Consider the following 21,116-nt stretch of genomic DNA (forward strand, 5'->3'; position numbering starts at 1 on the left):
GGCCGTACCGTGTTCGCAACATGGTTAGGTAGCAGGTGTTCCGAAATCACGGATAGTGATTCCGGAGAAGTTCGCGGGCCCGCCGTCGGTGTACATCGATATGCCGGTGTCGCCGTCTTTGAAGTGCACCTGCTGTGAAAGGACGGTGTGCCCGGCGTTGATAAATACTTCAACGCTCTGCGTGTCGACAAAAATGCGCAGGTGCACGGTGCGTGCGGCAGCGTCGGTGGGCGCTGCGGAACGAGTGTACGGGACTAGAGAGAAGCCGTTCAGGTCCGAAGGTGCGCGGTCGACGTACAGCTCGTCACCGTATTTTCCGATGTTCGTGTGTCGCGCGCCATCAGCGGAGCGTCCGACCGAGACGCCAACATTCGTTGCAGCATCCCACGAGATGTCGAGTTCGAGTTCATAGGCTCGGCCGCTCCAGGACAGTATGGCGTTTCCGTTCACAGTTTGATCGGGAAGCACGGTAGTTGAGTTGACATGATCCGAGAGTGCCCCAATAGGAGTACTGAGTAAGGAGTACCAGCCTCCCAACTGGCGGTCTAGGCGCAGTTCGCGCACGATCGAGTTCTGGCCGTTGTACCCGTCGGATGCATCGGTGGGAACATCCCGGGCGGCGTACTTCCAGTTGTTCATCCAAGCGACAGCGTGTCGTCGCGTCTCCGGTGCATGGGCCGCCGGCCAGGTTACGGCGGCGTACCAGTCCCAGCCCCAGTCGAGCCACTGCGGGTTGTTGACGTCATCAGCGATGAATTGCTCGCCATCCCAACCACCGGTCCAGTATGCATAGGTCATGGGTAGACCAATACTGTAGGCGTCCATGCTTGCGGCAAGCACCCAGTGCTGAGTGCCGTCATTGGCAGTCATTTGAAACAAGTCGGGGCACTCTACGCCGCCGAGGGCGGGGTTGGGATAGTCGAAGTTGCGTTTTAGATGCCAGTCGCGCAAATTCGGCGAGGTGTAGAAGGCTGCATATCGGGCGCGGCCGATCACACAAACCCATTCGCTGCGTGACGCATCCCAGTGAACTTTCGGGTCGCGGAACCATTCCGCATTCTCGATTTCTGCCGTTGTCGTCGCAGTTCGGCCATCGGTGTTGACGATCACTGGGTCCGGAAGGGCCGTGAAAGTGTAACCGCCGTCGGTCGACCAGTAAAGGTACTGCTCTTGGTACTTACGGACGTTGTCCGTTGGCTGCGTCGCAAGCGCGACGATGGCGCCTGCGCCGAAGCCTGCGGTGTTCGCGGTGTCGATGACCGCAGATCCTGACCACACCGGAAAATCGGTCTGGAGCGGAATTGCGTCTCCGTGATGGGTGAAGGTTACGCCGTCGGTGGTGGTCGCGTGGTCCCATCCGCCTGGACCATTGTTTTGCCCTGAGTGTAGGTAGTACAGGTGCTGGGCGCCGTCGGCATACACCGGGCGCTGCGGGTCGCATAGCCAGCCGGATGGCGGCGTCAGATGGTAGACGGCGCGAAGTGATCCCTGGGCGTGGGCGCCCGTGACGGGCATAGCGCCACCCATAAACAGGGCAAGTGCTCCTGCTCCTGTGCCTTGCAGGACGTGGCGGCGAGAAATTTCAGGTATCAAGGTGGGTTCCTCTCAGGGTGGCACTGCATCGTGCCAACTGCAGGTGTTCTAGGGATATTTGAATAGCGTTGCCAGTCGAGTTCATTTCCTGATCGGCTGGCCACGCACAAGGTTTTCGTGTAGTTCATACACGTGGGCAGCTGTCACTAGCCCGGGAGAACTGTGCAGCTCAGGGTTGATTCGTGACGGCATGGATACCGGGGTTGACCACATTGGATGCGGTCACCTCTCCGTCGTCTAGGGGAGGAACATTGCCTTCTCCAACGGTGTTACCGTCAGGGCTTTGAGCTGAGCGGTTCCTCCATCTGCGAAGAGAGTCATTTTGTCAGCCCCTGGGTTCGGAAATACCTGGTCGGTGATGGTGCGGAGGCCGTCTTGTGCGAAAACCTCTACGGATGAGCGGTCAAGGTAGATCCGCATGGTCACATTTCCATCTTTGTCCAAGTCGACGGGCGCATCTTCAATAGACGGGAATGCCGGATGAAAAGCGGTGTTACCGGAGTTCCTGCGGTCGACGAAGATTTTTTGGGTTGTGGCGTCGTAGCCTATGACTGTTGAGGACGTTCCATCGCCCAGGACCGTTATGCCGGATTTCCTGGCCGTTCCTGGTGCGAAGGTGATGTCTACCTGCTGGACCTGCCCGGCTGTAGATGCTGGAAGCGGAGTGGTCCCCTCTGGGATCTGGCTGCCCTTTTTGGTCGAGTAGCTTGGCTTTTGTGCAAGCTTGTCAACCTGCTTCACGACGCTTTGGGTGAGTCGAGGACCCTCAGGGGTTTGCGTCAGTTTTACTTGGCGTGGCAGGGACATGGCGCTGCGCCACGGGTTGGTGGGTATGTCATTGGCGTAGTCCCAGTTGTTCATCCACCCCAGCATTACCCGCTTGTCTTCGGGCATGTTGGCGAAGGATACTGCCGCGTAGTAATCGCGTCCGTAGTCCAGCCAATCGTAGGATTCGAGCCGCGGTTCGGCAGGACTGGGCGAGGCAATGAATTCATCAGCCAGGATATGGCCCCACCCGAACCGGTTGTTGTCTACTACCCTGATGGTGGCTTGTCGTCCTGCAAATTCTTTGACGTCCCACGAGGCCCAGTCAAGGGTTTCGCTGTTGTTACCAGTGGAAGACCGGACAACTTGCCCGTCCACGACGAGGTTGACGGTCTCTTCATCAGAACGGGGAACGGTGGCTGTGTCGCTCTGCACAACATGGTCAAGGGTCAGGTGGCCCCAGCCTCCGGTCGCTTGGTCCACAATCCTCAGTTGAGCATCTTGGCCGACGAACTCTGATACGTCCCAGCCCTTCCAGTTCAGGGCTCCTGCGTTGTTGCCCGACAAGGTGCGTACGACCTGACCTCCGACCAGGAGTTGGGCTTCAAGTACTTGCCCTGACTCTGCACCCCGACTGCCGCCACCAACGAGCATGCTGATGTGCTCGGCGGTGATGGCAAACTCAGGAGAGGTAAGTGTCCCTTGCCGGTCATCACCGGGGCTAACCCCGGTCTCGAAAGTATTGATCCGCTTGGTCCCAATGAAGAAGTCTCCACCACTGGTAGCGGGTTGCCAACCCGGTGTGAGGTCTCCAGTGCCCGTCCATCCCGCGTGTTGCAACGTTGATCCGTCCGGGACTTCGAAGCCCTCGAACATCAATTGGCCGGCAGGCGGGGTGTTATCCAGCTTGTCCGATACCCTGGGGTGTTTTCCGCCGCCGACCAGGAAGTTGATGTAGTCGTCCGAGACAGTGAAGGATGGCGATTCAGCAATGCCAAGCGGCCAGTCCCCATCATTGAAGGAGTTAATCAGCCCTGTCCCGGCAAAGCCTGTCACAGGTGTCTGGCCAGGAAGAGCCCCCGATGCGGGCACGTCGCCGAAGGGACCGTTTTTCCAGTTGCCCTGTTCATTTTTCACGTTCCAGCCGTTGTAGGTCCCGTCGTTGAAACCGGCCAGCACGTTTCCGGATGGCAGGCTTGCGGCCGCTTCCGTGGTTTCCGAAGTAAACGTGGTGCCGTCGAAGTTCCCGACGAAGTATTGCCCTGCGGAGCCTCCGGCCACGCCGCCGGGGTTGATGTTGACCACCATGACCCACTTGACGTTGTTGGGGTCACCGTCAACTGCGAGTGGGAACAGGTCCGGGCATTCCCAGAGACCGCCTGTTGCGTTGGCGGGGCCGAATTCGCTCAGAGCAGTCCAGTCCTTGAGGTTGCCGGATTTGTACAGGACGACTTTGTGTTCCTGGGCTTCCACCGCGGTCATGACCCAGTAGCTACCCCCGGCCGGGTTGTCGTACCAGAACACCTTTGGATCGCGGAAGTTTGCTGAGTTCCGGTTAAGGACCGGATTCTGCTCGTACTTTGTCCACGTTTGTCCATCATCGACGCTGTAGGCCAGGGACTGGGCTTGCAGACCGCCTTGCGGGGAGGACTCCTTGTACGCGCTGGTATAGACAGCAACCAGGGCCGGCTTCTCCGTGGTACCGAAACCCGAAGTATTGTTCGTGTCGACAACAATGCTGCCGGAGAAGACATCTTCCTCAGTGTCGGTGGAAATCGCCAGCGGTTGCTCTTCCCAGTGAACAAGATCTTTGGACGTGGCGTGGCCCCACGACATGTTTCCCCACGTGTTGCCGGAAGGGTTGTGCTGGTAGTACAGGTGATAGACGCCCTTGTGGAAAACCATTCCGTTGGGGTCGTTCATCCAGTTCTTTTTCGGAGTGTAGTGGACAGCTGGCCGGTACTGCTCCTCCCCGAGGGGAACAGCTGAGGCCGGCAGAGCACCAGCCAGTGCAGCGGCCAGCGACAGGCCGGCCAATGTCAGGATAGAAACGCCATTCGTCCTGTGTTGGGTAGATTTCTTCATTTGGTTGCTTCGCCCTTCGTTGCGCGTGCGCCATAGACAACGTTGTCAATGCGAAGGAATGTAAAAGATGTCTACCGGACAAGTCAATGGGTCACTACTTGCCAAGAGGACCGGCCCTTGGGCGAGACCTAAGTCAGCCAGTAAACCTGTAGGCCAGAGGGGTACGCCAGCGTGCGCTTTAGCTATCGGAAAGCCGGGTGCGGACCTGTCGCGCCGAGTTTTGCTGGGGTTACTCGACAATCCGAAGCCATGTCAGCTCCGAGGCGTCACCTTCGATGTGCTCGGAAAGTTCCTTATTGAAGGTGGCACCGTAGTCTGCGCTGATGTGTTCCTGAAACGCCGCATCATCCCGATAGACCTCGAAGACAAAATACTGCCGGGGGTTTTCTTGTCGGGTGTAGGGAAGGAACAGTTCGTTACCTGGTTCCTTACGAACGTGTTCGGTCAGTTCGAGCATCATCTCGGCAACACGCTCCTCGCTGCCGGGTTTGACGGTGAACTCGGCATACAGGGTCTTGGTCATGGTGGTCCCTTTCGGTCCAACGGGTTCAACAATGGGTGCAGCAGGTTTCGCTGCCTGGTCAAGCAGGCGGACGGAGCTCTCCCGAACCCCGCGGTATCAGATCGGAAGGAACAATATAAGTGCGCGCCGGCTGAGTGTCGCCATCAATTCTGGCCAGCAGCCTTTCAGCCGTGAGCGCCCCTATCAGATTGGGGTGCTGGGCGATAACTGTCACACCGGGATCCATCATTTCGGCAAGCGTGAAGTCGTCAAACCCCACCAGGGCAACCTGCTTATTCAGGTCCAGTTCCTTTAACGCCCGCATGGTTCCGAAAGTCACGAGGTTCTGGCTGGAAAAGAGGGCGGTTGGAGGCTCTTCAGAGCTGAGCAGCTCCAGTGCCGCCCGTCTCGCCGATTCCTCATCATGCAGGTTCTCGCGGACGGTAATGGCGGACGCGGGAATGCCCGCCCGGCCGATTTCCTCCACGAAGCCACGACGGCGTTCTCTAGCGGTCTGGATATCGGTCCGGTCGCCAAGATAAGCAATCTTTTTATGGCCGTGCGCTAGAAGGTGGGCGGCAGCTTTGGAGGCCCCTACTGCGTTGTCCGTGACTACCGCGTCCGCCTCCACCCCAACCGGCTCGCGGTCGATGAATACCAACGGCAGGTCCCGGGAATGTTCGGGGATCGTGTAGGCCTGGTTCTTGGCGATGGGCGTCAGGACCAGACCATCAACGCGCCGGCCAAGAAATGCGGCGATAATGGCTTCCTCACGCTGGGGATCATCGTCGAGACTCGCTGCAAAAACAGCTATGCCCCTGGCGCCAAGGGCATCTTCCATCGCGCGGTGGATTTCCCCGCTGAACGGGTTCGAAACGCTTGGAAGTAACAGGCCGACGGAGAGAGTCCTCCTGCCCGCCCTGCGGAGGCTGCCCGCCGTAACGTCCAGATGGTAATTAAGCTGCCGGGAGGCGTCGAGCACCTTTTGTCGTGTTGCCTCTGAAACCCCGGACTCCTCGTTAATCACCCTGGAGACCGTCTTTATGCCGACGCCGGCAAGGGCAGCAACGTGGCGCATGGTAGGTCTGGTAGGCGAAAGTGCCGCCTGGTAACGATTAGACATCGTTGTCAACTTTGTCGCTCCTCTTGGTTGTTTCCTATTGACTCTAACCTGTGATGCTGCTTACATCGCTGATGACATCGTTGTCTACACGCTGACAAACTTTCAAATCCCAGGAGATTCAATGTTGAGTTCCGAAGCACCCTTCTCAAGCGCGTTCCGCGTTTTCGCTGCAGGAGCAGCCCTGACCCTCGGAACGCTCAGCCTTGCCGCATGCGGAGGAAGTCCGGCAGCCCCGGGAGCAAACGAGGGCAGCCCGGGCGAAAAGGTCGGCGTATCCCTCATCGTGAAAACAACTACCAACCCGTTCTTCGTCTCCATGCAGGACGGTGCGAAGAAAGCCGCCGAGGCCGGCGGAGTAGACCTCAAGCTCGCCGCCGGCAAGGCCGACGGCGACGAGGACACCCAAATCCAAGCCATCGAGAACGCCATCTCCAAGGGCGACAAAGGCATCCTGATCACTCCCAACGGCCCATCCGTGGTGGACGCACTGAAGAAGGCACGGGACGCCGGCCTGTTCGTTATTGCCCTGGACACCCCGCCAGACCCCGCTGACGCCGCCGACATCACCTTCGCCACTGATAACTTCGCCGCCGGCGAGCTGATCGGTAAATGGACCGCTGCCCAACTGGACGGCAAAAAAGCGACTATTGCCCTGGTGGATCTCTTTGACGACAAAGTGGTCTCCGTGGACTACAACCGTGACCAGGGATTCCTGACAGGTCTGGGCATCGACATAGCCGATCCGAAGAAGAACGGTGACGAGGCCAAAACCGGCAAATACACCGGTGGCAAAGGCGGGGAATACCAGATTGTGGGCAACCAGGCTTCTCAGGGCGCCGAGGACGGCGGTAGGACAGCAATGGAAACCCTTCTGTCCAGCAGCCCCGACATCAACGTCGTCTACACGATTAATGAGCCCGCCGCCGCCGGAGCGTTCGAGGCACTGAAATCAGCAGGCAAAGACAAGGACGTGCTGGTCGTCTCGATCGACGGCGGATGCACAGGTGTTAACAACGTGAAGTCCGGCGTCATCGGAGCCACCGCCCAGCAGTACCCCGTGAAGATGGCCGAACTCGGCGTCAAGGCGATTGTCGACCTGGCCAAGAGCGGTGACAAGCCGGCTAATTCCGAAGGCCTGGACTTCTACAACACCGGTGTCGAACTCGTCACTGACAAGCCTGTTGACGGTATCAAGAGCATCACCACCACCGAAGCGTCTGACATCTGCTGGGGAAAGTAGCCTCTCAGCTTCACTGCTCGTCGGGAAGGCCGGGAGGCCAATGGCCTCCCGGCATTCCCCTAAATTCAGCTAGCTCCGATCTAGCAACCGTTACTGAAGATCAGGACTAATCGTGACCCAGCAACAGACCGCCGGCCCGCCCAGCGTCGGGCAAACCGACTTGGCGGAAGAGTTTCTAGACCGCCAGACTCCACTGAGCCGACTACGCAACATCCTCCATCGCTACCCCGCCGTCAGCCCTGCCCTCGTACTCCTCATCGCGGTGGTGGTTTTCGGCTTACTCAACGACAGGTTCTTGCGTGTTGAGAACCTTTCACTGATTACCCAGCAGGTTTCCGTCGTCGGCACCCTTGCCATCGCCCAGACCCTCATCATCCTCACGGCAGGCATCGACCTGTCTGTTGGGGCGGTCATGATTCTTTCGTCCATGGTCGTGGCGCAACTCGCTGTCAATAACGGCGCCCCGGCGCCCGCCGCACTGCTTGCAGGCCTGATTACAGGGCTTGCCGCCGGGGCCCTTAACGGGTTTTTGGTTACTCGATTCCGACTTCCCCCGTTCATCGTCACCCTCGGTACGCTGAACATCTTCGTTGCACTTACATTGCTCTACTCCAACGGAACTACGGTGCGGGGCTCGGATATGCCTGCCCTTCTAACCTGGACTGGAAACACCTTCCCGGTGGGCCCTGTCCGGATCTCGACCGGCGTCGTCGTGATGCTCGCTCTCTACATAGCCATCGCGTTCATCCTCGGCAAAACCGCCTGGGGACGGCACGTCTACGCCGTAGGCGATGACAAGGAAGCGGCCCGCCTCGCCGGCATTGCCGTAAATAAAGTCCTCATGAGCGTGTATCTCGCCGCCGGCGCTGTCCTGGCCATCGGCGCCTGGATCCAGATAGGCCGGACCAACGCCGCCAGCCCCAACGCCGGAGTCGATTTGAATCTTGATTCCATTACCGCCGTTGTTATTGGCGGGACCAGCCTCTTCGGTGGCCGCGGCTCAGTCTGGGGTACCCTGCTCGGCGCCCTGATCGTCGGCGTCTTCCGCAATGGACTCTCCCTCGCAGGTCTGGACGTGCTCTACCAGACCCTTGCCGTGGGCGTCCTCATCATCCTCGCTGTCTCCATCGACCAGTGGATCCGAAAGGTGAAATCATGACGACGACCCACCCAGAGCCGGTTGAATCCCAAGTCCGCCAGCCCATCCTTAAGGCCCGGAACCTGGTCAAGACCTTCGGCCGCGTCGTGGGGTTGGACGGCGTCAGCCTTGATCTCTACCCCGGCGAAGTCCTGGCGATCATCGGTGACAACGGTGCAGGCAAATCCACCCTGATTAAATGCCTCACCGGCGCAGAGATCCCCGACTCCGGCGAACTGACCATATCGGGCAAGACGGTCCACTTTAAGCGCCCTCAGGACGCCCGCGCTCACGGTATAGAAACCGTCTACCAAAACCTTGCGGTTTCACCCGCATTGGACGTGGCTTCCAACCTTTTCCTCGGCAGGGAAGAAAGGGTCCCCGGATTCTTGGGTGACATCTTCCGTGTTCTCGACACCAAAGGAATGCGACGCAAAGCCAAGGAGGAGCTCACCCGCCTGGGCATCTCCACCCTCCAGGACGTTACTGTTCCGGTGGAAAACCTTTCCGGCGGCCAGCGCCAGGCCGTCGCCGTAGCCCGCGCCGCGGCGTTCGGTTCCAAGGTTGTCGTGCTGGATGAGCCGACGGCGGCACTCGGCGTTCGGGAATCCAACCAGGTCCTGCAATTGGTCCGGGACCTCCGGGACCGCGGATTGCCTGTTGTCCTGATCAGCCACAACATGCCTCATGTTTTTGACGTAGCTGACAGGATTCACATTCAGCGCCTCGGCAAGTGCGCGGCCACCATCACCCCGCAATCCCACACGATGACCGACGCAGTTGCGATCATGACCGGCGCGGCGACTGCCTGAGGACCGCTGCCCCGATCCAGGGCAGGCAATGCTTTCCTACCAGACGTCACGAAAGACAGACCATGAATTTCCTCAAACCAACACAGCGTGGCATGCAGATTCCGCTCGACGTCCTTGTTGTAGGCGAAGCGCTTATGGACGTAGTCACATCGGCCCACGGGACTGTGGAACACCCAGGCGGCTCGCCGGCCAACGTCGCCTACGGGCTGGGCCGCCTCGGGGTGACAACAGGTCTGCTCACGGCGATCGGTCCGGATGCTCGGGGAGAGGCCATAGAAAATCACCTCCGCAGCGCGGGGGTAGAACTCCTGCCAGGATCTAAATTCCTCAACCGAACATCGACTGCTAAGGCCACCCTTGAAAAGGATGGCTCCGCCCGGTACGACTTCGATCTTGTCTGGAACCTTCTCCTAACAGCCCCAACCTACTTCCCGAAGATATTGCACACCGGATCCATCGCTACCTTCCTTATGCCCGGCGCCGGTGCCGTAAGGTCACTACTCGACCAGGCGCACCAACAGTGCGTGATCACCTATGACCCCAACATCAGACCGTCCCTGCTCGGCAGTCAGGCCGAAGCGAGGACCGTCTTCGAAGAGCTGGTGCCGCTAACTGATGTCGTCAAACTAAGCGACGAAGATGCCTGGTGGCTGTACCCCAGGAAGGGACTCGATGAAATCGCAACCCACATCCTCAGACTCGGCACCGGGCTGACCGTCATCACCCGAGGTGCTCGGGGCTCCCTATTCACCACACCCACCGTAAGCATCAGCGTTCCTGCCGTGAAGTCGAAAGTTGCTGACACCATCGGCGCGGGTGACTCCTACATGTCAGCATTGATTCTGGGCCTTCTCACCAGAGCTACCGACGGTTTTGCCCCGGCCGTCATGGAGCAGTTGGGAAACACTGCAGCTGTGGCCGCCGCCATCACCGTACGGCGCCGAGGAGCGACGCCACCAACCCTGGAAGAACTTGTGAAGGGGATCGAGCCTGAGTCTCCAACCCCGCTGTGCGCCGTCTCCTAAAGAGGGGAGCTTCACGTGTGCCTGCCCAACGTTAACCTCTGCCAAGGCCGAGACGATGAGATCGCGGTAGTTCGCGAACTCGTTCGAAGGCATGAGTGCTCCCGGGGCACTTTCACGTAAAGGTACCGTCCCGGCCGCGCCAGATGCTGTCTGCCCGGAGCTGCCTGTCTTTTGCTACAAGCACGCGATAGTCCCACTGGCGCTTCCTGAGGTATAGAAAAATTTTCGGTTGCTTAACCGCTTGACCAAACCCAAATAGCCACCTAAGTTAATGCGTAACCGATTAACCAGCCGTTGATGAGAGGGCGCAAATGAACCAACGAGGGTTCCACCAGCCGAGCAGTGCATGGGTCGGAGATGTCATTCCGTGGCAGGAAAACGGCATTTTCCACCTGTTGTACCTGCACGAGTCGCGCCTCACGCCGAAAATTGGCATGCCGTGGCACCGTGTCCTGACGGAAAACCTGGTCGACTTCCAGGACGCTGGTGAAGCACTCTCCTCGGGTGGCACATCAGCTGACGATTTCAACGTCTATACCGGAAGTATCGTGCTGGATGCTGCCGGGACGCATCATGTTTTTTATACCGGACAAAACCCAGATCGTCTCGGTACGGACGGGCTGCCGTTGCAGGTCGTCATGCATGCCACGAGCGTCGATGGGATGCACACCTGGGACCGGCACCAGGACCATACCTTTGGAGCCACGGCCGGCTATGAAACCGCCGACTGGCGCGATCCATTTGTATTTTGGGACGAGGAAGCCAACCTCTGGCGGATGCTCATAGCTGCCAGACACGCGCACGGACCCGAGCGACGCCGGGGCGTCATCGCCCAGTGCATCTCGTCTGATCTGGCGAGCTGGGAAGCGGTTGAGCCCTTCTGGGACCCGCGGCGATATATCGCCCACGAATGCCCCGAGGTGTTCCAGTGGGGTGGGTGGTGGTATCTCGTGTACTCCGAATTCAGCGAATCTTTCACGACGCGCTACCGGATGTCCCGCAGCTTGCACGGCCCCTGGATCGTCCCGGAGCACGACAGCCTCGACGGGCGGGCGTATTACGCCGCGAAGTCGGCTGCCCGCGATGGTCGCCGCTTTTTCTTTGGCTGGATTGCTTCTCGAGAGGGCACTCACGACGCCGGAGCGTGGCAGTGGGCCGGAACCATGTCCGTGCTCGAGGCCGAGCAGCGCACCGATGGAACACTTGCCTTCCACCCAACAAAAGAGATGCGCAGGACTTTCGAGGGCCCGAGGACTGCGATTCCGGTCGGCAGGGTTTTGAGTGCTTCCGATGGGTACGCGGACGCTTTGAGCTCTTTTGACGCCCCGTCGTCGTTCCGGCTTGTTGCTCGCTTCGACATAGCTCCGGACACGAGCGAGTGCGGCGTTCTCCTCCGAGCGACGGCTGATGGTAATGAGAGCTACGTCCTGCGACTGGAGCCAAAGCGCAACCGTCTGGTTTTCGACCGCTGGCCGCGCAGCTTAACAGGGACGGAGCAGTGGCAAATTTCAGGTGACGTGCCGTTCGCGATAGAGCTCGAACGCCCCTGCCATCTTGCCCCTGGGCCCCACGAGATGGAAGTGATCGCTGATGGCGATCTTTGCATCGTCACGGTTGATGATGCCGTCGTCCTGAGCACGCGGCTCTACGACCGACCGACCGGCCGCCTGGGCGTATTCGTTGGAGAAGGCTCCATTTCCCTTGAGGAGTTTTCTCTCTACTCCAGGAGCGATGACCATGTCCGCCCCGAGTCGTCCTCGCTCGGATTGCTCACCTCACTATCAACGACGTAACTCCATCCACCCCATCCCCACCCACGATCGATCAATCAACGGAGATTCTGACCATGCCAACAATTAAGAGAACCGCAGCCATCACGGCCTTCGTCGCCGCCTCATTACTCGCACTCTCGGGATGCGCCGGCGGAGCCAGCACCACCGACCCGAAAGACGTTGATCCGGAGGGCGAGATCGTTTCCCGCGAAATCTCGTGGTTGCTCTCCCGCCCGGCCGACGGCGGCGTCATCACGGTGATGGAGCAGATCGCCGATGAATACGCTAAAGACCACCCAGGTTTTGCGCTCAACCTGATCACGACACCGGATCGTCCGTCCTACATCCAAAAGTACGAGACCCTGGCTGCCGCGAATAAGCTGCCGGAACTCTTTGATACCGATGCGACGCCGTTCGCGCAAAAACTGGCGGAGCAGGGCCGCATGATGGACGTAGACGTACTTTTGCAGGACCTCGGGCTTGCAGACTCGTACCGGAAGGCAGCTCTGGATTACCAGCGCTTCGATGACGGTTCGCTGTATATGGTGCCGTTCGAGTTCCAGCTCGAATTCTTCTGGTACAACTCTGCGCTGCTCGAGAGCGCCGGTGTCGAAGTACCCGCTACGTTGGATGACTTCCCGGCCATGTGTACAGCGCTTCGCGAACAAGGCATCACACCGATCGCCCTCGACGGCCAGGACCAGTGGCCGCTCGAACGTTACATGGCGTACTACCCGTTCCGCATGGCGGGCCCTGAATACATTCAGAATCTGAAGACCGGCAAGGCGTCTTTCTCCGACCCGGCCGGCCAGGCTGCTGCAGAATGGCTTTACGAACTCGGCCGGTCCGGCTGCTTCCAGGAGGGCTTCTCCTCAACCGGCTATGCCGACGCACAGGCGTTGTTCACTTCCGGTAAAGCAGCCGTTTACAACATCGGCACGTGGGAGCTTAGCAACCTCGCCACCGAGGCGCTCGACCCAGCTATTCGGAACTCGGTCGCCACTTTCACTCTGCCAACCATCGACGGGGCCGTGACCGCAGACAACGAATACGTCACGCCGTCAGGCATCGGCATGGCTGTCAACGCGCAGACCTACGACCCGCTGGTCCGTGATTTCCTCGCTTTCGCTCTCGAGCGCTACCCGAAAATCTATGCGGCAACGGGTGCTCTCTCCCCGACCACAACGGCCCAAACCGCGATCCCGGCAGATGCTACCGATCTTTATGCGGGCTCCATCCAGCAGGCCGACGAAGTGGGCGAGGCGATTGCCATGCCGTGGGATACACAGCTCGACCCGGCAACGAACACCCGTCTGCAGCAGGAACTGACCCTTCTGGTCCAGGGCGACAGCACACCGGACGAGTTCGTCGCGACGATGGACGCCGCCCTGCAGGAGAACACCGATGACTGAAACCGCCCGGGCCAGGACGGGCGCGACACACGTCCGTCCGCCCAAGCGGCGGAAACCAATGTCAACATCGATGCTTCCCCGCAGGTCAGCGCTGTCCGTGGCGGTATTTCTCCTTCCACCGCTCGTGCTTTATGGCGTTGCCGTACTGCTGCCGATCCTGCAGTCGCTGTTCCTCAGCCTGTTTTCCTGGGACGGCATCACGGACATGTCGTTCGTCGGCTTCGACAACTATGCCAAGATGCTGTCGCGGGACGACGTCTTTTGGACGGCGTTCGGTAATGCCCTCGGTTACCTTGTGATCTGCCTCGTCCTTCAGCTTGGAGGAGCCCTGATCGTTGCCGGTTTGCTGACGGCGCTTCCCCGGGCACGCGAGCTCGTAAAGACCCTGTATCTGCTGCCCGCGGTCATCTCGACCGTCGCGATCGCTATCTTGTTTCAGCGCCTGTACGCACTCGAACCTGTCGGTCTGATCAATCAGCTACTTGAGTGGGTCGGACTGGGCAACTTGCAGACGGCATGGCTTTCGAACGTGCAGACGGTCCTCGCTGCCGTGTCAATCCCGGAAGGGTGGAGGTTCACCGGTCTCTACATGCTCATCATCTATGCCGCCCTCATGGCCGTGCCCCGCGACCTCGAGGAAGCCGCGCGCCTGGACGGCGCGTCTTGGTGGCAGATCTTCTGGCGCATCCGGTTCCCCTACATCCGACCAGTCTGGATTACGACAACGATCATGGCGACGACGTTCGCCCTCCGCGGGTTCGACATTCCGTACCTGCTCACTAACGGCGGACCCGGACAGTCGTCCGAGCTGCTGACGACCTACATGTACAAGACGGCGTTTGTGCATACCGACTACGGGTACGCAAGCGCAATCTCCATGTTCATCGTCATCGAATGCCTGGTCGCCGTCGGCCTCATCTTCCTGCTGCTTCGTCCAAAGGACAAGTCATGACCGCTACACTGCTCACGCCCGCCACGGAGCAACCTGCACCCCAGTCGCCGCCCCGGAAAGGCAAACCGCGTCACCTGCCGCGGGTGCGGGCGCAGCGAACTGCCCTGACGGTGACGATCGTCGCGATCGTGCTAGTGCAGGTGTACCCATTCGTGTGGTTGCTACTGACCAGTTTCCGCACGGCAGCAGATTTCGCTGGCGGCAACCCATTCGCCTTGCCATCAGCGTGGACGCTCGACAACTACACCCGGGCGTTTTCAACGGGAAATCTAGGCCTGAACATTGTCAACAGCCTGATCGTCACCCTCGGGGCGAGCGTGCTGATTGTCGTAGCGGGCATGATGGCCGCCTTCGCACTTCAAGTGCTCGGTTTCCGCTTCAGCGGGCTTGTCCGGGCGCTCTTCCTCCTGGGCATCATTGTGCCGGTGCAGATTGCCCTCGTCCCGCTGTTCATCGACTATTCGCAGGTGGGGCTGCTGGACACGCATCTTTCGATGATCATCCCGCTGGCCGCCTTCGCCCTGCCCATGGCGGTGTACCTGTTCTCATCGTTCTACGAGTACATCCCGCGGGAAATGTACGAGGCCGCGTCGCTTGACGGCGCCGGACCGTACCGGATCTTCACCCAGATTACTTTCCCGCTCTCCCTGAACACCATCATCACCGTCGTGCTCGTCAACAGCATCTTCATTTGGAACGACTTCATCTTCGCGAACACCTTCGTGCTCTCGGACGGATTAAAGACCATCCCGCTCGGTCTGCAAAACTACATTGGCGCCATGGGCAATACTGATTGGACGGCGACGTTCGCAGCCGTGTGTATCACAGTCACACCGCTCTTGCTGGTGTTCCTGGTGCTGAACAAGGCAATGATTAGTGGTCTCGAGAGCGGAGCGACCAAAGGATGAGCAGCACGGCCCACGGAACAAGCCCTGGCCGGGGGACCTCGGGTATCACCATGCGGGATGTTGCCAAGGCCGCCGGTGTCTCTGTGGCGACAGTGTCACACGTAGTGAACAACAAGCCCGGAGCGCGGATCGGTGACGATGCCCGACGTCGGGTGCATGAGGCCGTTACCGAACTTGGCTACCGACCCAATGCCCTGGCCAAGACACTCTCGCAAGGCACGTCGCGTTTCATCGGCCTTGTTGCTGACGCGATTGCGACGACCCCGTTCGCCGGCCAGATTATTCATGGGGCGCAGGACGAGGCCTGGAAGCATGGCTATGTGCTGCTCGTGGCCAACACCGACGGCAACACCGCTGCCGAGGATGAGGCGATCATGATGATGCTCGAGCACCAGGTGCGCGGCATTCTGTATTCGACCTGGTATCACCGCGAGATCACCGTTCCCGAAGCGCTTCACCAGACCGACACCGTGCTCGTGGACTGCTTCGCGGGCGGCAGCGGACTCCCCGCAGTAGTGCCGGATGAGGAGCAGGGCGGGCGTACCGCAACGGAGACTCTGCTAGCGGCGGGGCATCGCCGCATTGCATTCATCAACACGACGACGCCGTCCCCGGCGCAGAGCGGGCGCCTCGCCGGGTATCGCGCGGCACTTGAAGTTGCGGGTCTGGACTACGACGAGTCGTTGGTGTTCCCGGCGTTGCCCGAGCAAGAGGGCGGCTACGCGGCGACCGCGGGTGTCGTCGACTCGCAGGCAACCGCTGTGTTCTGCCACAACGACCGGGTCGCCATGGGACTTTACGACGGGCTGCGCGAGCGGGGACTCCGTATCCCGGAGGACATGGCCGTCATGGGATTCGACAACCAGGACGTCATCGCCGCCCACCTTCGACCGCCTCTTTCGACCGTTGCCCTCCCCCACTACGAGCTCGGTGCAGCCGGCGTCCGCCGGCTCCTTGGACTCGAGGCGATGTCCGCGACTCATACTCAGATGATCTCCTGCCCGCCTATCCAGCGGTTCTCGATTTGAGGGGACAGCGCGGCTGGCGGCTGGCAGAGGCTTAGCCCTACCGGGTCAGCACCGGCCCTGCCGATCCCATTGGGAATGGGCTGCCGGAAGTGCTCAAAGAAGCATCGCTCAACCTCACACGAGTTAGCTAAGCTAAGTCGAACAGCAAGGGGACGAGCATGATCAAACGGAAAGCGACGGCATTGGATGTGGCCCGGCGGGCAGGGGTGTCCCGCAGTGCTGTGTCACTGGTGCTTAACGGCAGGGCCAGCGGCAACGTCACCGCGGAACGCCAGGAGCGCGTGCTTCGCGCTGCGGCGGAGTTGGACTACACGCCCAACTCCGTGGCCCTCAGCCTTCGCAACCAACGGACATCAACAATCGGCATCGTTACGGACGAGATTGTCACCAGTCCTTTCGCCGGGCGGCTGATCAGCGGCGCCTCACGCACCGCTCTGGCCCGCGGGTACATGGTTTTGGTTGTGGATACAGAACATGACACGTCCCGCGAGGGCACGGCGGCGCAGCAGTTGGTGCACCGTCAGGTAGACGGCATTATGTACGCCACAGGTGGGTTGCGGGAAGTCACTGTCCCGCCAGCGATGCTCACCCTGCCGGGCATCCTGGCCAACTGCACGGATGCGGCGTCCGGGCTGCGGTCCGTTGTACCGGCAGAAGTTGACGGTGGACGCGCCGCGGCACAGCTCCTCATCGACCTGGGCCACCGCCACATCACGCTGCTGACCGGAACCCTCACCTCGCCGGCCGCCCCGCAGCGCGAACAGGGTTACCGCGAGGCCATGGCGGAGGCGGGTCTGGGCCCTGAACAGCAGCGCGTCCATCTGACCGGCTGGGACATCGATGAAGGGTACCGGGCTGCTGCCGCGGTGCTGCAGGGCGGCGACCAGCCGACGGCGATCATTTGCTCCAACGACCGGGTGGCCACCGGAGTTCTGCTGTATGCGGCTGCCGCAGGACTGCGCGTACCGCAGGATCTGTCCGTGGTCGGCTACGACGACCAGCAGCATGTCGCCGCCAACCTTGTTCCCGCCCTCACCACGGTGGCGCTTCCGCACGCCGAAATCGGAGCGACGGCCATCTCCATGTTGCTGGATGCGGTCGAAGGAAAAGCCCCTGCGGCAGGGAACGTCGAAACGAAAACGGTGTACATGCCCTGCCAGATCATCGAACGGGCCTCCACTGCAACCGTCCCGACCCCCTAACCAGACGGGACCTTTGCACCACCTGGCTGCTGAACCCGCATCCAGCAGGCGCGGCCTGGCCGCGTCGAGTCGTCTGCCACGATTCAACCTGCACGGGGTCTCCCTGCCGGACGCCGCGTACCGCCGCACTCATTGAACCCCGCAGATTGCCGGGGTTGAACGAACCCTCGGATGTAGTGATTGACACGTGTTAGGTTCGTCACCTAATCTACTTAACACGTGTTAGGAGGAGCCGACAATGACGTCTGAAAAGACACCGGGGCAACCAGTCCCCTTGCATTCGCTGCAGTCCAGCAGCGGACTTTCACAACTCACCCGGCGTTCCCTGTTGGGCCTTACCGGCATCGCTGTAGCGGGGGCCACGGTGGGAGCCTGGCCACGATTGATCGGGACTGACATCCCGGGCCGTGGCAGCAAGGCCCTGAACGTCGCCATCCTTGGAACGTCAGCGGATGCGGCGGCCCGCCAGGGTCTGGTTCAGGCGTTTACAGCCGCGCACCCTGATATTCCGGTGCAGGTGCAGGCCATCCAGGGGGCTGACTGGAAGGATTTCTTTTCCAAGATTCTCACCATGGTCGCCGCCGGAACACCTCCGGATGTCGTCTACGTTGCCACCGAGGGTGCCCAGCTGTTCGCCGACAAGCTCGCCGAGCCGTTGGATGAATATGTCCGCAGGGACGCGGCGGACATGAGCGATTACTTCGACGACGTTCATCCGAGCCTGCTGGAAGCCTTTATGTACCAGGGAAGCCTGTACCAGCTTCCCTTGGACTGGAACGCCGCGAACATGTACTTGAATACCACCACCTTCGCCCAAGCCGGGCTTGACCGGCCGAAGGATGATTGGACGCAGGATGACTTCAGTGCCACCCTGCGCGCGCTGCGGAAGGCCCGGCCTGCCGACTTCACCCCGTACTACTGGACGAACCGGCTTTTCGGCGGGGTGGTGCCATGGCTGTATGCCAACGACACCAGCTTCCTGACGGAAACCAAGGCTTCCGGCGGGGATTGGCTTTGGGACCATTTTTATCCGAATGACCCTGCCCGTGCTACCCGCGGCGGAGGTTATCAATGGTTGGCTCCCAACGCGGAAGACGGGCGCGTTATCGAGACCTTCGACTACCTGCGCGAACTGGTTGCCGAAGGACTGGGCGTGCGTCCTGAATCTGGCGGCGGCAACGCCCTGGTTGGCCTATTCGGCAACAACCGTATCGGCACCACGCCGGCAGGCGGTTACTGGGCGCAGGGCCTGCACGACGCCGGAATGACCGCCGATCAGTTCGATGTGCAGTTCTTCCCCCGCTGGCGCACCCAGCGGCATCAGTTCGGTGCCGCCGGCTACGCCATCATGCGCACGGCGAAGAACAAGGACGCAGCATGGGAATGGGTCAAGTTCTGCTCCAGCCGGGAAGCCATGCAACTGGCCATTCCCAAGCCCAACACCACCCCGACCCGCCGGTCAATGGTGAATGATTCCTTTTACTCGGCCACCGGGCCCCGGCATTGGAAAGTGTTCTACGACACCCTGGACAGGTTCCCCACCTCAGGTCCCATCCCGGCGCCGCCACAACAGGCCGCAGTTGAAACCGCCCTAATGAAAAACGTTTCCACCGCTGTCAGCGGGAGCTCCGCCGACGTACGGGTTGCGATGGGCACCCTGCAGCGCGATCTCGAACTGGCTCTCAGGAGGAACCCATGACCACCACTTCCACCGCCCGGCCCCAAACAGTGGAACCACCGGCCGCCCGCCGCTCGTTCGTGGAACGACGGCTGGCAATGATTTTCCTGGCCCCCACACTGGTGGGAATGGCGCTGTTCACGTTCCTGCCGATCATCGGCTCGCTGATCCTGGCTTTCTTCCGCTGGGACATCATTTCAGCGCCCCAGTTCGTCGGATTCTCCAATTTCGCCTCACTGGCACAGGACCCGACCGTCCGCGTGTCCTTCCTGAACACCATCGTGTTCGTGATCGTAGCCGTAATCCTTCAACTGGGCATCGCTCTCTGCCTGGCTTCCATGCTTCAGGCCAGAATGCCGTCCTGGCTGAGGGTATTTCTCCGCTCCACCTTTTTCTTTCCGTTGGTCCTGTCCGCCGCGTCGGTGTCCATCTTCATGCGGTATATGTTCAACGAGCAGTTTGGCGTTGTGAACTGGCTCCTGTCCCTGATCGGGATCTCGGCAGTGCCTTGGTTGACCAGTCCCGTGGCGTCCGGCGCCGTCGTGGTCCTGGTCTATGTCTGGCAGAACTTCGGGTTCTCCTTCCTGCTCTTCCTCGGCGCCTTGACCAACATTCCTAAGGAACTGCACGAGGCAGCAAACCTGGATGGCGCCTCAGGCTGGAAACAGTTCAGCAACGTAACTCTTCCGCTCATCAGTCCCACAGTGCTCGTCGCCTCCGTCATGGCCATCATCAGCGCCCTGCAGGTCTTCGACCAGCCCTACGTCCTGACCAACGGCGGTCCCGGAGATTCCACCCGCACCGCCGTCATGGTGATCTTTGAATCCGCCTTCCAGCAACTGGAGTTCGGCGAAGCCTCGGCCATCGGCCTGGTGCTCACCGTGCTGATCCTTGCCGTCACCGCCCTGCAATTCCGTCTTAGCCGCCGCTTCGTCTTTTATCAGTGAGGTCGCTCATGTCCAGCCAAACCCTGCACGCCCGGACCGGCGAGCATTCCGGCTCCACCACCGGCACGCCAACCACCCGCAAGCCCTACCGAAAGCCCCGTCTGCCTGCTGCCGGAACTGTCGCCAGGTACGGCGCTTTGACACTGGCTGCGGCCCTGACCCTGGGCCCGGTCCTGTGGACCCTGTCCACATCACTGCGTACGCCGTCGGAATCCTTCAACCTGCCACCATCGTTCCTGCCCATCAATCCTGATTTCACCGCCTACCAGGAGGTGTTCAGACAAATCAACATCGGCATGCTGGTCCTGAACAGCGCCCTGGTGACCGGGCTGATTGCCATCGGTCAGATGGCCTCCGCCACGCTGGCCGGTTATGCCTTCGCCCGCCTGGACTTCCGCGGAAAGAAAGCCATCTTCTCGCTGGTGCTGGCCACCATGATGGTCCCAGTGCAGGTCACCATCGTCCCGGTGTTCATGCTTATTCGCGGGATGGGTCTGTCCGACACCCTGCTGGCCCTGATCCTTCCAGCCATCCCCACCGCCTTCGGCACCTTCCTGATGCGTCAATACTTCCTGGGCCTGCCAAACGACTTCGCAGAAGCGGCGGCCCTGGATGGTGCCGGCCCATGGAGAATCTTCCGTTCCGTCTACGCCCCGCTGGCGGTCCCCGGCATGGCCATCGTCGGAATCCTTGCCTTCAACTTCCACTGGAACGAGTTCTTCCGGCCACTTATCCTCACCATCAGCGAACAGAACTTTACTCTTCCCCTCGGCTTGGTCACGCTCCAGGGCAACCTCGGCACCGGCAGCATCTCCGTGGTCCTTGCCGGCGTGATTCTGTCCATGCTTCCTGCGCTGGTCGTTTTTATCTTCGGCCAACGCACCCTGCGCGAAGGCCTCACGGCCGGCGCCAGCAAATGACACAGACTTCCAAA

Annotated in this window: 17 protein-coding genes; 13 read left to right on the forward strand and 4 right to left on the reverse strand. The window is 60.5% G+C overall.

All coding sequences use genetic code 11. The features are described from left to right. Window positions 1–24: 24 nt before the first annotated feature. The 4 genes from AC50X5_RS08955 to AC50X5_RS08970 all read right to left on the reverse strand — a co-directional run bounded on the left by AC50X5_RS08955 (window position 25) and on the right by AC50X5_RS08970 (window position 6,023). The gene (locus tag AC50X5_RS08955) at window positions 25–1,527 is read right to left on the reverse strand and encodes a glycoside hydrolase family 32 protein (RefSeq protein ID WP_494976079.1); all 1,503 of its coding nucleotides are present in this window, start codon (window positions 1,525–1,527) and stop codon (window positions 25–27) included. 303 nt (window positions 1,528–1,830) lie between these two features. Beyond that, entirely contained in the window at window positions 1,831–4,443 is a 2,613-nt protein-coding gene (locus AC50X5_RS08960; RefSeq protein ID WP_494975735.1) for a GH32 C-terminal domain-containing protein, read from the reverse strand. A gap of 229 nt (window positions 4,444–4,672) precedes the next feature. Continuing rightward, window positions 4,673–4,966, reverse strand: coding sequence for a putative quinol monooxygenase (locus AC50X5_RS08965; RefSeq protein WP_494975736.1), 294 nt, complete (start codon window positions 4,964–4,966; stop codon window positions 4,673–4,675). Window positions 4,967–5,024: 58 nt separating this feature from the next. Continuing rightward, window positions 5,025–6,023, reverse strand: coding sequence for a LacI family DNA-binding transcriptional regulator (locus AC50X5_RS08970; protein ID WP_494975737.1), 999 nt, complete (start codon window positions 6,021–6,023; stop codon window positions 5,025–5,027). A gap of 166 nt (window positions 6,024–6,189) precedes the next feature. On the opposite strand from AC50X5_RS08970, the gene AC50X5_RS08975 reads away from it, so the two are divergent. From AC50X5_RS08975 to AC50X5_RS09035, 13 genes are all read left to right on the forward strand, one after another. Continuing rightward, on the forward strand, window positions 6,190–7,308 hold the full coding sequence (locus AC50X5_RS08975; RefSeq protein ID WP_494975738.1) for a substrate-binding domain-containing protein: 1,119 nt from the start codon (window positions 6,190–6,192) through the stop codon (window positions 7,306–7,308). Between the two features lie 112 nt (window positions 7,309–7,420). Next, window positions 7,421–8,467, forward strand: a complete 1,047-nt coding sequence (locus tag AC50X5_RS08980; RefSeq protein WP_494975739.1) for an ABC transporter permease — start codon at window positions 7,421–7,423, stop codon at window positions 8,465–8,467. Next, complete coding sequence (locus AC50X5_RS08985; protein ID WP_494975740.1) at window positions 8,464–9,258, forward strand: ATP-binding cassette domain-containing protein; 795 nt, start codon at window positions 8,464–8,466, stop codon at window positions 9,256–9,258. Before AC50X5_RS08980 ends, AC50X5_RS08985 begins: the two co-directional genes overlap by 4 nt. A gap of 62 nt (window positions 9,259–9,320) precedes the next feature. Beyond that, window positions 9,321–10,283 carry a carbohydrate kinase family protein gene (locus tag AC50X5_RS08990; RefSeq protein WP_494975741.1) on the forward strand — a complete coding sequence of 321 codons (963 nt, stop codon included), beginning with the start codon at window positions 9,321–9,323 and terminating at the stop codon, window positions 10,281–10,283. A gap of 311 nt (window positions 10,284–10,594) precedes the next feature. Then, window positions 10,595–12,076: a family 43 glycosylhydrolase gene (locus AC50X5_RS08995; protein WP_494975742.1), complete on the forward strand. Its 1,482-nt coding sequence runs from the start codon at window positions 10,595–10,597 to the stop codon at window positions 12,074–12,076. A gap of 53 nt (window positions 12,077–12,129) precedes the next feature. Continuing rightward, the gene (locus AC50X5_RS09000; protein ID WP_494975743.1) at window positions 12,130–13,467 is read left to right on the forward strand and encodes an ABC transporter substrate-binding protein; all 1,338 of its coding nucleotides are present in this window, start codon (window positions 12,130–12,132) and stop codon (window positions 13,465–13,467) included. Between the two features lie 70 nt (window positions 13,468–13,537). Next, on the forward strand, window positions 13,538–14,419 hold the full coding sequence (locus AC50X5_RS09005; protein ID WP_494976080.1) for a carbohydrate ABC transporter permease: 882 nt from the start codon (window positions 13,538–13,540) through the stop codon (window positions 14,417–14,419). Further along, complete coding sequence (locus AC50X5_RS09010; RefSeq protein ID WP_494975744.1) at window positions 14,416–15,327, forward strand: carbohydrate ABC transporter permease; 912 nt, start codon at window positions 14,416–14,418, stop codon at window positions 15,325–15,327. The genes AC50X5_RS09005 and AC50X5_RS09010 overlap by 4 nt, the downstream gene beginning before the upstream one ends. After that, window positions 15,324–16,355: a LacI family DNA-binding transcriptional regulator gene (locus AC50X5_RS09015; RefSeq protein WP_494975745.1), complete on the forward strand. Its 1,032-nt coding sequence runs from the start codon at window positions 15,324–15,326 to the stop codon at window positions 16,353–16,355. Before AC50X5_RS09010 ends, AC50X5_RS09015 begins: the two co-directional genes overlap by 4 nt. A 158-nt stretch (window positions 16,356–16,513) precedes the next feature. Next, window positions 16,514–17,557 (forward strand): LacI family DNA-binding transcriptional regulator, encoded by a 1,044-nt coding sequence (locus tag AC50X5_RS09020; RefSeq protein WP_494975746.1) that lies wholly within the window; start codon window positions 16,514–16,516, stop codon window positions 17,555–17,557. A gap of 238 nt (window positions 17,558–17,795) precedes the next feature. Continuing rightward, window positions 17,796–19,256, forward strand: a complete 1,461-nt coding sequence (locus AC50X5_RS09025) for an extracellular solute-binding protein (protein ID WP_494975747.1) — start codon at window positions 17,796–17,798, stop codon at window positions 19,254–19,256. After that, window positions 19,253–20,182: a carbohydrate ABC transporter permease gene (locus AC50X5_RS09030; RefSeq protein WP_494975748.1), complete on the forward strand. Its 930-nt coding sequence runs from the start codon at window positions 19,253–19,255 to the stop codon at window positions 20,180–20,182. The genes AC50X5_RS09025 and AC50X5_RS09030 overlap by 4 nt, the downstream gene beginning before the upstream one ends. 8 nt (window positions 20,183–20,190) lie before the next feature. After that, a complete protein-coding gene (locus AC50X5_RS09035; RefSeq protein WP_494975749.1) occupies window positions 20,191–21,102 on the forward strand; it encodes a carbohydrate ABC transporter permease in 912 nt (303 codons plus the stop codon). Window positions 21,103–21,116 lie beyond the last annotated feature (14 nt).

The organism is Pseudarthrobacter sp. MDT1-40-2 (genome assembly GCF_059383595.1).